The sequence below is a fragment of the Bacillota bacterium genome (genome assembly GCA_013314855.1).
Taxonomy (GTDB): Bacteria; Bacillota; Clostridia; order Acetivibrionales; family DUMC01; genus Ch48.
The window spans coordinates 1-14,430 of the sequence record JABUEW010000025.1 but is presented as its reverse complement, the minus strand read 5'-3'; the positions used below and the strand labels follow the sequence as shown (position 1 = coordinate 14,430).

Here is a 14,430-nt window from a genome sequence, read left to right as displayed (position 1 = left end):
ATTATCAATTATTATCAATATTTATATACTCTAACTTATAAATTTTCAATATTAGTTGCACTTATAAAGGCAAGTAATGACCAAAATAATATATTATCATAGGCATTAATAAAAAGAAAATAAAACGAAACACCAAACATGGCCAAAACTAACCCTTTATTAGTTGATGATTTATTAGCTCTATAATTTTTATAAGCCATCTTCAGAAAAGAAAGAATTAGTAAAACAAATAAAGTAATGCCAAATATCCCTTGTTCTGCTAATACTAACAGATAATCATTATGTGAGATATATGTTATAATATCTCCATAATAATACATAAAACTTCCTAAGCCCACACCAAAAATAGGACTCTCAAAAAACAAACTAATGCTTTTTTGAAGCATTAACAATCTTATTCCTATTGACCCTTCATTTAAAACTTCATTATTAGTAAATACTTTTACTATAGTAAAAGCACGGTCAATAGAACTGATAATCACATTGTTTGGCACAAAAAAATTAATAATTATAATTATCAAAATTAAAATTACTATGGATTTGCTAATTAAACTGAATTTTTTTGAACTAATTGCAAAATTTATAATAAATTGAAGAATAGTTACTAATAGAAGAGCTCTAGACTGTACCAACAATACAGAAATAATAACAATTAAATGAAATAAAGTATTTATAAATTTATGCTTTCGTTTCTTTTCAATTTTAAATAAGTCTGTGATTATAAATGCAATTAAAATACTCATCATAAAAGCTAATGAATTTTTTTCACTTCTTGTCGCATATTGGGTATTAATTCCTATATAAGTAACATTAAATTTAAATAAATAATAATACGAAAGGTAAATAATATATAGTGCTAGTCCTTTTATAGCATATGAAGTAATTATTTCGATATAGTTAGGTTTTCTAATCAAAATCTGTTTATAAAAAAAATAGAATAATACTACTATTAATAATTTTATAAACCTTTGAATACCATAATTCTTATCTACACAATAGAGTAATGAAAATGCAAGAACTAAAATAAAAAGGATAATAATTATATCTTGTTGTCCAATATTAAAGATTAAGAAATTATTTCTATATATCTTATCCCTTATTAATAAATAAAACATCAATAGTACCACGGCTAACATGTAAGCAGAAATAGAATAAAAAGATACTTTTATTCTTAAGTTTATCAATGGAATTAAGGCACCAGTGAAAAATAATAAGAATTTTTCAGCTTTGTTTAGACTATTGTTTAGTTTATTTTCTAAATTATTCATTTGAACTACACAACTTTCTAATAATATTTTTCGTGTTTATTATTTATTGTATTTTTTCTATCATTTTATCTCTCGGATAAATTTTGCAGGAACGCCACCATATAAACTATGTGCGTTAACATCTTTTGTAATAACTGCTCCTGCAGCTATTAAACTTCCATTTCCAACATTAACACCACTAGTAACAACAACATGACTAGCAAGCCATGATCCTTGACCTATCCTAATGGGAGCAACAAGCGTTCTTTTATTACTTACACTTCCATTTTCAATTACATGTTCTGTTGTAGCTAAAACTGAGAAAGGCCCTATTATTACTCCATTTTCAATATATATTCTTCCTGAGCCATTCATCCAAACATTATGAGCTATATATACATTATCTCCTACTGAAATATTGTCAATTCGATTTAAAATCACTCCTGAAGCTACTTGTAAATTCTTGCCTGCAGATTTAAAAAATGGCTTCAGTAAAAATCCTCGTGTTTTATTTGCTGGTTCTGAATTAGGCAATAACCCTGTAATAAGCATTATTAAATGAACAGGAATTGATATTATTAAAAACCTTTTTACTTTATCTATCGTTTTATCTTCAAACTCATATTTTACATCATACTCAAGACACTTTTCTTTTATAAAACTAAATACTTCATCAACGTGATTTTCTAATGTATTCTTTTGCGCAAACTCAAATCCATTTGTAATGATATATTTTCTAAGATCATCATCATTTATCACTTTTAATATTGAGTTTGCTAATGCTTTTGAGTCTTTCGGCTTAACTAAAATACCATTATATTCATTTTTCACACTATATGGAATTCCTCCTACATTTGTTGCAATCACTGCAAGTCCTTTGCACATTGCTTCTAATAAAACTCTAGGAGTTCCTTCTGATATTGATGGTAAAACGAAAATATCATGTTTTTTATATTCATTAAAAAGAGTTTCTCCTAAAGGAATGTAACCTTTAAAATTAACAAATTTATCAATTTCTAAATCTATTACTACTTTCTTTAATTCTACTAATATATCCCCTTCTCCTATTATTGTTAAATAAACATTTACATTTTCCTTTCTTAGCAATTTAACTGCTTCTAAGAGATATTGCAATCCTTTTTCATGTCTAAGATATCCTACATATAATATTTTTATTAATTCTTTATTTATTTCTTTAATTGAACTTTCTATTTCCTTTTTACTAAATGTGCTAGTGCAAATTTCTTTTATAAATTTATTATCTTGACTGTATAATCTTCTTAACCCACTACCATTAACTAAAGTAGGTGTAATTTTAATTAATTTTTTTATAATATATTCATTATATTCAGCAAATTTTATTGCTAAAATTTTTAGAATCCCTTTATACTTAGTACCTTCTGAAATAACAGTTTTTGAATCTCCTACTAAATGGAAACAAACAGGTAGTGCCTTCCGGGAAGCAATATTAAATACATATTTAAAAAAGGGAACAGGCCATCTTATATAAACAACACTATTCCATTGAGATGAGTGTTTTTTAATTGTCTCTTTTATTAACTTAGCTTTTTTCAAAGCTTCAAAATAGCTATTATACTCAGGTATTTCTTGGAAAATAATGTTTGTTGATTTAATTTCATAATCATTAATGTACTTTTCATTATTTAAAGTAATAACTGGAACAACCAAAAACAAAACATTATACTTTTTGGCTAATTCATCAATATATCTGCCAAAAGCTCCATTACAATAATATTTATTTGATATTTTTTTTAACAACATCCCATAAAATACAACTAACTCATTATCTCTCATAAAATCTCCCCTATAATTTTTCAATTTTTAATAAATAGAAATTTTTCTTTCATAACGCATTAAAAGTAACGTTTAGCAAAAGAATTATATATATAACAAATAGTGTTATAAGTTGCATATAATAGTGATAGCCCTTCATTTTTAGTTTGGATACTCCATACATCCCGAATATTTTGGAACTTATTTGCTGACAATGAATTACCATGTCTTCTAACTTTGACTAAAGCCTCATCTATTCCATAGGCAAACCCAACATTTCTCAATAATAATAGCCAATATGCGTAATCTTGTCCCGTCCGTCTAAGAGGCATCTTTAAACCACCTATTAATTGTCGGTCTAATAAAACCGTTGGTGTTGAAATTATTGTTCTTTTTAGTAAGTGTTTGTACTCTACTTTTTCTAATATTTTTATTTTCCCTTTTATTAAATTCCCCTCTTCATCAATCATTTCATAAGCTGTATAGCAAAAAGCAACATTATTGTTTTTTCTCATAAAATTTATCTGCTTCTCAATTTTCTCAGAATACCATAAATCATCACTATCTAAAAATGCGATATATCTACCTTTTGCTAAATCCAAACCTTTATTTCTTGCTACAGCAGCACCAAAATTTTTTTCCTGCAAATAGTAAATAATGTTTTTATATTTTTTTGCATATTCTTTAATTATTTCTCTAGAGTTATCTTTAGAGCAATCATCCACCAAAATAATTTCTATATCCTCATATGTTTGATTAAGTACAGATTGAATTGTCTCTTCAATAAATTTTTCAGCATTATATACTGGAATTATTACTGATACTGTTTTATTTTCATTATTATTTGACTTATTCATTATCATCTACCACCATTCATTTTAATTATATTTATAGTATATTTTATTTAATAAATAGGTGTAAGCCAATCCTTATAATCCTCAATATTACCTCTCACAACATCTAAATATATCTTATATATTTCTTGAGTAATCTTGCCTGGTTTACCGTCATTAATAGCAATACCATCAACACTTAATATTGGAACCACTTCCATTGCTGAACCACATAAAAACGCTTCATCACATATATATAATTCCGTTCTATCAATCTCTCTTTCTATAACTTTTATTTTTAACTTTTCCTCAGCTAACACTATAATTGTATTTCTAGTAATACTTTCCAATATTGATGCCGTTATAGTTGTAGTAATTAGAACACCGTCTCTTATTATAAAAAGACATGATCCTGGCCCTTCTGCTACTTTACCATGACTATTTAAAAATATTGCTGAATCATATCCATTTTCTATAGCTTCCATTTGGGCCATTCTACTATTAATATAATTTGCTCCAACTTTTACTTTGGGGGAAAGATTTTTATCACTAATTCTTTCCCATGAACTTATACAACATTTTAAACCAAGTTTATTAGGTTCAAGTGTTCGTCCTTTTGGTATAGGAGCAATAAACATACTTACTGGACCCTTAGAACTCCAAGAACCGAATCCATCAATAAATACAGTCTGTCTTACAGCTATATCTTCTTTATATTCATTTGCTCTTATTACATCAATTAAACCTTGTTTCATTTCTTCAATTGTATATCTATCTTCCATTCGGAACATTTTAATAGAATTTTTAAGTCTTTTATAATGATCATACAATCGAAAAGCATACAATTGCTGTTTTTTCTCATTCCAATAGCAACGAATACCTTCAAACACATTTGCTCCAAACTGGGCTGTTGGTGATAATACATTTATTGTTGCCTCTTGAAGCGGTACAATCTTACCATCTAACCAAATAAATCTATTTTCTATACTTGTCTTCATTTATTTATGCCCCCAAATATATATTAAACAATACTAAGTATTAATAATTACTTTATAAACTTAGACACAGTAAATTTATTATTTCTCATTTGATTTGAAAAATTCCATATGTTTCCAATTATTTTGAATTAGTTGTTAATTGTTCATTTAATGTATTTTCTATATATTTATCTTTTACTTCATATACATTTTCCATTTTAATCACTTTTAATATGGTAAGTATAATAATTTTAAAATCTATTAAAATACCATATTTATGAAATAAATCAATATACTGATTATCATATTTTACCTTTTCATCCCAGATTAATTCATTTCTTCCACTAACCTGTGCCAAACCAGTAATTCCTGGTAATACTGTAAACCTCCTTTTATATTCTTCATTTAAATCATCATAATTACCAAGCTCATACGAAACTGGTGGTCGTGGTCCGACAATTGACATATCGCCTTTTATAACATTAAACAATTGAGGTAACTCATCTAAACTTGTCTTTCTTAAAAAATTACCTACCTTAGTTACTCTAAAATCATTTTCATAATTAAATAATCCTGTTCCCATATATTCTGCATTTTCAATCATTGTTCTAAACTTATATATAGTAAAAATTTTCCCATTTTTAGTTAATCTACTTTGTTTAAATAATGCAGGGCCTTTAGAATCTAATCTTATCGCAACTGCAATGATTAGCATAACAGGAGATAATACAATAATCGCTATTAATGAAAATAAGATATCTAGGATCCTTTTAACTACAAACTTCAAAATATACGCCCCCAAAAAACAAAACTACATCTAAAATTCAAAGGTTTTAAATATATCTTCAAAACTCTCTTTACGCTTAATTAATTCAATTGAATTTGTTTCTTCATCATATTCAACTACTGCAAAATTAGGCAAAATAAATGGTGGTTTTAATACTATTGAATAAGATCCTACATTATCAAAAACAACATAATCACCTATAGCTAAATTTCCACTAAATCCTCGATAAAGGTAATCAGATTCAATACAAGTATATCCACCAAAATCCAAATTTAAATAAAATTGTTGATTGCTTACGTTATCATTACTGTGATATACAGTTACAGGTAGATTTTTTCTATTTAATGTAGGGTTAATATTATATATACTTCCTAAAAGAGTTGCAATTTTTTTCCCTCTTATATCTTTAATACTTAAAACTTTAGTAACAAATTTCACAACATCTCCTACTAATGCAGTACCTGGTTCAATAATCAACATGGGTTTTTTTGATTCATTTACATCTTTGAAAAAGTCTCTAATTTGAGGTGCTACCGTATTAGCATAATCTTCATATTTAGGAATTTCTACATTAAATTGTTTTTTTAAAGAATCTGGCATTTTTCCATATAATCCACCACCTAAGCTTATAAAATTCGGAGGTTCTTTAAAATATTTTTGTACTACATTAAGCATTCCTTTTACTCTATAAGGCCATGTTTCAATACTTCTTGTAGCAAAATGGCAATGAATTCCTTTGAGTATTATATTTGAGGTTTCACGAATACTATTAATAGTGGTAACAAACTCATCTCCATTTATATCAAATCCAAACCTAGATACAACTCCATCCTTAACATCAAAGTTACATCTAATACCAACTGATAACTTATTATCAGGATATTTTTTCGCAATTTCTTTTATTATTTTTAGGTCATAGTTAGAATCAATATTAACAGTTCCTCCTGCTAATAATAATTCTTCAACTGCGTAAGAGTCTTTATAAGGTCCATTAAAATAAATATTTTTGGGCATCACACCTGATTTTAGTGCAAGTCTATACTCCATATCAGAGACTACTTCTGCATATCCTCCTAATTGATTTACTATTTTACAAAGCTTAGGTGTATAATTTGTCTTGTATGAGTATGCAATATTAAAATTAGGATAGATATCTCTAAAAGCTTTTTCTAGTTCTTTATAGTTTTTTACAAACTGCTTTGAATCTAACAAATAGTATGCCTCGCCATATTTCTCGGCTATATAATTAAGTAATTTATAAGATAATTTCATTTACCTTCCTTATTTTTCCTCCTCAATATTAAACTTCCGTGTACTTTAAGAGATTTTTATTAAATTTTATTTATTATTTCATTCACTTTTGAAATAACAATTTGTCTATTAAATTGAAAGTAATCATTAGACTCATTTAATAATTTCTTTTCATAATTCCTAATTTTATTAACTTCATTAATAAAAAATTCTTCTACATTACTCATATTATCGTTCTTATTGAAATTGTAAAAACTTCTGGATAAAATAGCCATGCTGGATCCAAGTCGATAATGTTCCGCAATAATATTCTCTGCCGGAAGAATTCCATACCCTAATCGTGCAATCCCACCAAAACCATAAGGAATTCCTTTGTCTCTTATTTTATTACAAAGCATCTCAACAGTATTATTTGCTAAAAGCTCAAACATAAATTTCATACCATAACCTAGATGAAGATCATTTAATCCTATATGAATATAATTAATACCTTCAACATTTAAAATAGAATCAATATTTTTTACTGCTTCAGGCGTTTCCAATAAAAGGCACGTATTTGCTCTACCTTCAACATATTTTATGAATTTCTCAACTTCTTCTTTAGTCTTAAAAAATGGAAGCATAACAATATCTGCTCCATATTTTATCACTTGGTTTATCTCTTCTTTTGACTCATCATAAATAGGATTCAAACGTACTAAAAGTTTTGATTTACTGAGGACATATTTAATTTTTTTTACATCATCTACGCTATGACAGGAAATAACTGTGTCTAAATGTCCTTGCCTTTCTTTTTTCCCAATGATTTCAAGATCAACAAATATCCAATCAACACCACTTTTTTCTGCAATTTTTGCAATGCTGGGATTATTGGTAATATACATTAATCTTAAGGCCATATCTTCTATTTCAACCTCTCCCATATTTTATAAAAATCATTTTGTAATAATAGATCCTTATAAATCAGTTTTAAGTGCACTTAATTCAATTTATACATATTCAATAATAAAATACCTAACTAATCCCACTGCTACAAAATTGCTACAAATACCCTTCAAACCCAGTAATTTCAATGGTTTGAAGGATATTTTTCTGCTAAAAAACTGTATAATTTTTCAAGTTAAGGAACGATAAAAGCATTGAAACAACTGTGTTTTAAGGTTTTCTGCCTCGATTGGCATCGATTTCTACATATCTAATTTTATTAACACTTTTTATGGTAAGAAAAATTTTAGCATCTGTGTAGTTGCTGCCATTAACTTGTGCCCAATAACTGGTAGGTCCTATAAAACATCAACTTCTTTTTACTGTCCCCCGCTTACCCTGCTGTAACTCGGCACAATATTGCAAATGTATTCGACAATCTCCTCCGCTTCCTTTGTAAGAAGGCCGCTCAACACCTCAAGCTCCCTCTTTAACAGTGCAGAATCGGTAAAAACAGGCTTTGCAACAAAAATCTTATCATGCTTTGTTGCCTTCAAGCCCTCCTCCTTCAGTAAAAGCTCTTCATACAACTTCTCTCCAGGCCTTAAGCCGGTAAATATTATCCTTATATCCTCGTCAGGCTTATATCCCGAAAGCTTTATTAGGTTCCTTGCCAGGTCGTAGATCTTCATAGGCTGCCCCATATCAAGGACAAATATTTCTCCTCCCTCTGCCATAGCCCCTGCCTGGATAACCAGCTGGACAGCCTCCAGAATAGTCATGAAGTACCTTGTAACCTCAGGGTGGGTAACTGTAACAGGCCCGCCCATCTCAATCTGCTTTTTAAAAAGGGGCACGACACTGCCATTGCTCCCCAGTACATTCCCGAACCTCACTGCCGCAAACTTTGTCTTGCTGTGCCTTCCGGTAGCCTGGATTATCATTTCGGCAATTCTCTTGGTTGCTCCCATAACATTTGTAGGATTTACAGCCTTATCGGTAGAAATTAATATGAACCTGGATGTACCATACCTATCGGCAGACTCAACCACGTTCAAGGTACCGAAAACATTGTTCTTGATAGCTTCCTGCGGATTTTCCTCCATAAGCGGCACATGTTTATGGGCCGCGGCATGGAATACTACCTCGGGTCGGTATTGCCTGAATATTTCGTCTATCCTCTGCCTCTCCCTTATATTTGCTATAACAACCTTGAGATCCAGGCCCGGGTAATTAAACTTAAGCTCATTTTGTATGTCAAACGCATTGTTTTCATAATAGTCTAGAATTATTAGGCTTTCGGGACTAAACCCCGCAATCTGCCGGCACAGTTCGGAACCTATTGAACCGCCGCCTCCCGTAACTAAAACAACTTTTCCTTTTAAATATGCGGCAATCTCGTTGAGGTCGACCTTTACGGCCTCCCTCCCCAGCAAGTCCTCCAACTCCACATCCCTTACCCTTTTTATGCTCACTCTGCCATCAATTATATGGGATATGGATGGGAGTATCCTCACCTTACAGTCGGTTTTTATACATTCGCTGTATATCGCACTAATCTCTTTCTTTGGTGCTGAAGGTATGGCAATGATTATTTCGTCAATATTCTTCTCTGTCGCCACCCTCACAATGTCATGCCTGTCGCCCACTATAGGCACTCCATGGAGCTTCATGCCCCTCTTGGCCTTATTATCATCAATAATGGCCACTGCCTTACTGTTTAAACACGGGCTCTGCTGCAGCTCCCTCACTATAACCGATCCTGCCTCTCCTCCACCTATAATCATCAGCCTCTTTGCCGAGTTCTTATCAAACCCCTTGTATTTTATTCTTCTCATAAATCTGTACATAAACCTTGTCCCGCTAATAAATAACGTTTCAACGAAAAACGCCGTAATAAATACGGATAGTGGCGCAGACATCGGTAAAAAAGAAACTGTCGCAACCACAACAGCGTTTCCGGTAATGAGGGCAAGGCCAAGCATCATGGCTTCATACATGCCGGCGTACATCCATAGACTGGTATAGAGTTTTAACAGTATAAAACACATGAGCTTGATTATTGTTGCAATAATTGATATGTACCAGATGTCTTTTGCATACGACGAAACAATGTATGATACATTACCGTCATACCTTAGCAAAAAAGCAATTAGAAACGAGGCGTTTATTATAAGTATGTCTATAGCCACTATCACTAACGCCTTAAAAACACGACGCATAGAACCCTCTCCTCTAAAATAAAAACTGATTTCTCAAATATTATACAACATTTTTGTATTTTGTTTTTTTATTTCCCTTACCCCAAGTTCAAGCTAATCAATGAGTTTAATGCCTCTTTTTATATTGTATATTGCCTGAAATAAGGTTTTTAAAAAATATAACTATTATACCCAGGGCAGCGCCAAGTGTATCAATGATTATATCTCCCACTGCAAAAGCCCTGCCTGGGACAAAAACCTGGTGTACCTCATCGGACACCGCATATAAAAAGCAGAAAACAAGGGTCACGATCATGCTTTTCTTCACCCTTACCTCGCTAATTACCATAGCCCTGTAAAAAACAAAAGAAAGAATAAAATATTCGGTAAAATGAGCAGCCTTTCTTAAGATAAACTCCATATTCCTGTATGTGCCGGATAAATACCTCTGTATCCGCTCCGGTATCAGCACTACAAGAAACTTCAAATATTGCAATAATTCCGATGAGACTTTGTGAGACTTTGTCCCATCCTGGCTTGAGAAATAAAATATCATGGCCAGGTAAAGAACAACAACAACCCACCTAATATAAATCTTTATCTTTTGCTTATTCTTTTTTAATTTCATGCATATAAAAAGCCAAAAACACCCTTTTTATCCGCCCCGTCCATAATTCATGCGGATAATTCAAGGGTGTTTCCGGCATTTTCCTCCCCTTATATTATTATACCTAATTTTGGAAAATATGCAATAGCCTTGTATAATTTTCCACTCCCTCATAATATTTATCTTAATATTATGTTTTTTCCATTATGTTTTTCAATATTTCCCTCAAACAGGCATAGCTTCGCCTTTGAAGCCATGCAGGTTACACGCCCCCTTATGTATGTACTGCCTTATGTCCCCTTCTGTCCATCCCCGGGCCGAAACACCGAGGCTCTCCATCCGGTTCTTGTTGACTGCATCAGCCCTTGATATCATCTCTATCTGTCAGGCCGAAAGCAATACTATCATCATTTCTATGCTGCTTCAACTAAGTTAATTCCATAATTTTCTAAGTAATATCAAGATACACTTTTATTTTATATTTAACCGTTTATTTCTGTTTTTGTCAACCTGCAACGTTATGCTTAATCCCTTTAAAATGCTTATTTTAGCTGGTTATTGGCCAAAAATTTTAATGCACCAAAATTATTGCCTGGGAAACACTTTGCTTTAGTCAGGTTTTATCCCTATATGCATATTTTAATACACTTATTTGCAATTAGTCAATATTTTTGTGATTTGGCAACATATTGTTGATAGTGGTACTTATGGTACTTAAAATGTTTAAGATACTTAATATAAACTTCAACCAATATATAAGATAAAATTCGGGTAGTGCCAGGTACAAATTAATACGATACCTCGATAAAGTCAGTGTAATACTCATTGCCTTGCAGGTCAATAATGGTGAAGCCATACAAGTATACACCCTCTTCAACCTCCCAGTTCTCCACAACAAGCTGGCCTTTTACGGTAAACTCGTCACCTTCATACCAGAAGAAATCGTCCTCGCTTAATTCAGATGCTTCTTCATCGACGTCGACAAATCTCTCTGCATAATATAAGAGTTTTATCTTATCTCCATCCTTAATCTTTATAAGTTGCTTGGGTGCCATACCGGTGTTTTTTTCATAAATAGGCATTGCCCCAATAACTTTACCTTCAGGATTTCTGTCATCATATAATACTATTAGGTTAACTTCTTTGTCATTTAATAGTGCCGGCACACCATATCTAATATAATCATCGCCTACTTCGATTTCATAGAGGCATGCCCATTCGCCATTAATTGTTGTTATAATACCGTCAAACTCAGTAAGAATCTTTCCGTTTTCATCAATTTCAACATCGCTGTCTTGATAAATTTGTGTGTAAAACTTATCATCCTCTTTAACCCATGCTGTAAAATATATACTTTCTATGTTATCTATTTCCTCAGGGGGAATAATAATATCAAAATTATCATCACTCCGGGCTGGCGCAATTTCCGAAACATCAAGCTTTGCAAAAGTTGAGCCGGTTAAAACTTCTGCAAACTTTGATACGTAATTTATATATTTTGAAGAAAAACCGCTTGTTTGGTAAATCGGTATGCGTTCCCCCACCTCGTCTTTGGCAGAATAGGGGAAATACAGGGATAAACCGCCTGCATTATCTACAAAATCCCCCTGGGACTTATACACAACTGCATTTTCCATGGCCTTGATAAGATCATTGGCTTCATCCGGACAAATATCCCGGAATTGTTGTGCCATATGCACAATATCAACCATGTCCGTACTGCCTCCGTATTCCGATGGCATACCGAATTCACGGGTTTTTGAACGCGGTTTTGCAATTTTTTGATAACTTAAGCTTGAAATATCAGCAGCTTCTATAAAATTTTCCAGCGCTGATACAACAGTTTCCACCTTCGTTAAATCCACAACAGATAAGGTAGTTGCTTCATCTTCCATCCCATTATTTTTATAGAAATTAACGAAGCTATCAACAATTTCTCTACCGATTTCCGCACCATTCAACCCCGGATTGCTGCCTAAGTAAGACAACCATGTAAGATAATCCCAGCCATAGCCGGGCTCCAATTCCTCCGATGCAATAAGATAGTTTGCATAATCCTTCGCCATGTAAGCTGTTTCTATATTTGCCATCAAGCATGCATCAAAGCCTAAAAATTCCAACTTATGGTCTTTTAAATATGAATTTTCAAAAGCTGTCTTCATTTCATTTATAGTCAAACTGTCATAATTAAACAATTCATCAACACCGTATCCGACTACCGATCCGCCGCCATGATTCCACATAATGAGCCCATATTTATCTGCAGGAAACTCATCCATACAGTAATTAATAAAAGATGTGAGCGTAGTGCTTTCCCCTATACTCTCAGCAGGCAGTTCTTCCAAAAGTTCAATATTGTTTTCAATTACACGATATCGTGCAATTTTATCGCTGGGAATAATTTCGTTTTGCCACATATTTGTGCCACCCGTTTGTATTATCACGTTAATATCTGTTTTAGGGAAATTAGCCGAAAGCATTTCAGTAATATCACCTGTCGCCATTCCCCCTTCACTTTCCAGATCAGAGCCATTCATATATACCATTATTGTATATGCTACAGCATTCTCCGGTTTTACATATCTGTGCGAAATGGAATTGCCTCCTTCATCTTTAATTGTATCCTCACTTAGGCTACCTTCACTTCCGTCATTAGAGAGAATTGCAAAAAAGACAACCAGGCCGGTGATAATTATAGCAAATATTATAATTAAATATATGGATTTTTTCTTCATACATCGTCCTCCATTCTTTTCATTTTTCATAAAACTTTTGACACTACCCTTTTTTATTTAAACTATAAGTAAATATAACTATAAGTAATAATAACTAAGTGTTATAATGTTGTGTTTCTTAACTTTTTCTCTTATATTTATTTCATAAAGTTAATATGGGCACACTAAACATTATTACAGTACCGTATATAAATCCAATGATGGCAACAGCAATAATAATAATCCGCGTGGTTATACCTTTAAAAGAAGCAGCAATGCCAAGTAAAAATAACACAACAGCATAAACGACGGTCACAAGTCCCAAAATGTCTCCAAGTGAGTTATCTTTTTGTCCTTCTTCTAAAAGTTTTTGTCCCTCTTCATATTTTGCATCCGCTTCCTCGTAGTAACTATCAATAAACCCCTCTTTATCAAAAGGTGATGCATATTCCTGTTGTGCATCCGCCCACTCTATGGCTGACGCCAACTCTTCAGTTACATTATCGGCCATGATTTGGTCAAGTTTCCACTGAAGCTTTTCAACCTCCTCACTCTCATTATCTTGCATAAATTCAAGCTCAATGCGCAAGTCACTGATTCTATTCCAAAGGTCCATGTCCTGGGCAATGTACTGGGCTGCTTCATTGTACAAGGAATTTGCTTCTCCGATAATAGCAATACCTTTGGCGTATTTTGTAGCTTGATTACCTCCATAAAGCGAAGACTGCCATGATGCCCAGGCTGTCAATACTGCTGTTATGCCCAAAAAAATTGCTATAAAAAGTTCAAGCCTTGAAGAAAATTTTTCTTTATCCATACAAACAACCCCCTTAATATAATGTTTTTATAATGTTTTGAGTAATTCATCAATAAATTATAGCAATTATTTTAAAAAAGAAATCACCCAAATGGGTGAGAGAAAGAATTTTTTTATCCCGCTTGCTTCCCAACCTGTACAAAGAAATACTTTGCGGCGATATAAAAACAGATTTACCTGTCGTACCATTAACTGAATATATATGCATTTCACGTTATTTTAGATAATTTTTCATATAGTTACAAATTTTTCTTGACAACAAAACATTTGTTTGGGTA

The 14,430-nt window shown here is 32.0% G+C and carries 11 protein-coding genes; all 11 read right to left on the bottom strand.

The features are described from left to right. Nucleotides 1-35: 35 nt before the first annotated feature. Nucleotides 36-1,268, bottom strand: coding sequence for an O-antigen ligase family protein (locus HPY74_06225; protein NSW90263.1), 1,233 nt, complete (start codon nucleotides 1,266-1,268; stop codon nucleotides 36-38). Between the two features lie 60 nt (nucleotides 1,269-1,328). Further along, nucleotides 1,329-3,062 (bottom strand): glycosyltransferase, encoded by a 1,734-nt coding sequence (locus HPY74_06220; protein NSW90262.1) that lies wholly within the window; start codon nucleotides 3,060-3,062, stop codon nucleotides 1,329-1,331. A 59-nt stretch (nucleotides 3,063-3,121) separates the two neighbouring features. Beyond that, entirely contained in the window at nucleotides 3,122-3,904 is a 783-nt protein-coding gene (locus HPY74_06215; GenBank protein ID NSW90261.1) for a glycosyltransferase family 2 protein, read from the bottom strand. A 41-nt stretch (nucleotides 3,905-3,945) separates the two neighbouring features. After that, nucleotides 3,946-4,872, bottom strand: a complete 927-nt coding sequence (locus tag HPY74_06210; GenBank protein ID NSW90260.1) for a branched-chain amino acid transaminase — start codon at nucleotides 4,870-4,872, stop codon at nucleotides 3,946-3,948. A gap of 118 nt (nucleotides 4,873-4,990) precedes the next feature. Further along, nucleotides 4,991-5,641: a sugar transferase gene (locus HPY74_06205; GenBank protein NSW90259.1), complete on the bottom strand. Its 651-nt coding sequence runs from the start codon at nucleotides 5,639-5,641 to the stop codon at nucleotides 4,991-4,993. Nucleotides 5,642-5,668: 27 nt separating this feature from the next. Next, on the bottom strand, nucleotides 5,669-6,910 hold the full coding sequence (locus tag HPY74_06200) for a pyridoxal-dependent decarboxylase (protein NSW90258.1): 1,242 nt from the start codon (nucleotides 6,908-6,910) through the stop codon (nucleotides 5,669-5,671). Nucleotides 6,911-6,969: 59 nt separating this feature from the next. Then, nucleotides 6,970-7,788 carry an aldolase gene (locus HPY74_06195; protein ID NSW90257.1) on the bottom strand — a complete coding sequence of 273 codons (819 nt, stop codon included), beginning with the start codon at nucleotides 7,786-7,788 and terminating at the stop codon, nucleotides 6,970-6,972. A 405-nt stretch (nucleotides 7,789-8,193) separates the two neighbouring features. Next, entirely contained in the window at nucleotides 8,194-10,035 is a 1,842-nt protein-coding gene (locus tag HPY74_06190) for a polysaccharide biosynthesis protein (protein ID NSW90256.1), read from the bottom strand. 106 nt (nucleotides 10,036-10,141) lie between these two features. Then, the gene (locus tag HPY74_06185; GenBank protein NSW90255.1) at nucleotides 10,142-10,642 is read right to left on the bottom strand and encodes a VanZ family protein; all 501 of its coding nucleotides are present in this window, start codon (nucleotides 10,640-10,642) and stop codon (nucleotides 10,142-10,144) included. 767 nt (nucleotides 10,643-11,409) lie between these two features. Next, nucleotides 11,410-13,356, bottom strand: a complete 1,947-nt coding sequence (locus HPY74_06180; protein NSW90254.1) for a hypothetical protein — start codon at nucleotides 13,354-13,356, stop codon at nucleotides 11,410-11,412. A gap of 142 nt (nucleotides 13,357-13,498) precedes the next feature. After that, complete coding sequence (locus HPY74_06175) at nucleotides 13,499-14,152, bottom strand: hypothetical protein (GenBank protein ID NSW90253.1); 654 nt, start codon at nucleotides 14,150-14,152, stop codon at nucleotides 13,499-13,501. Between the last annotated feature and the right edge of the window lie 278 nt (nucleotides 14,153-14,430).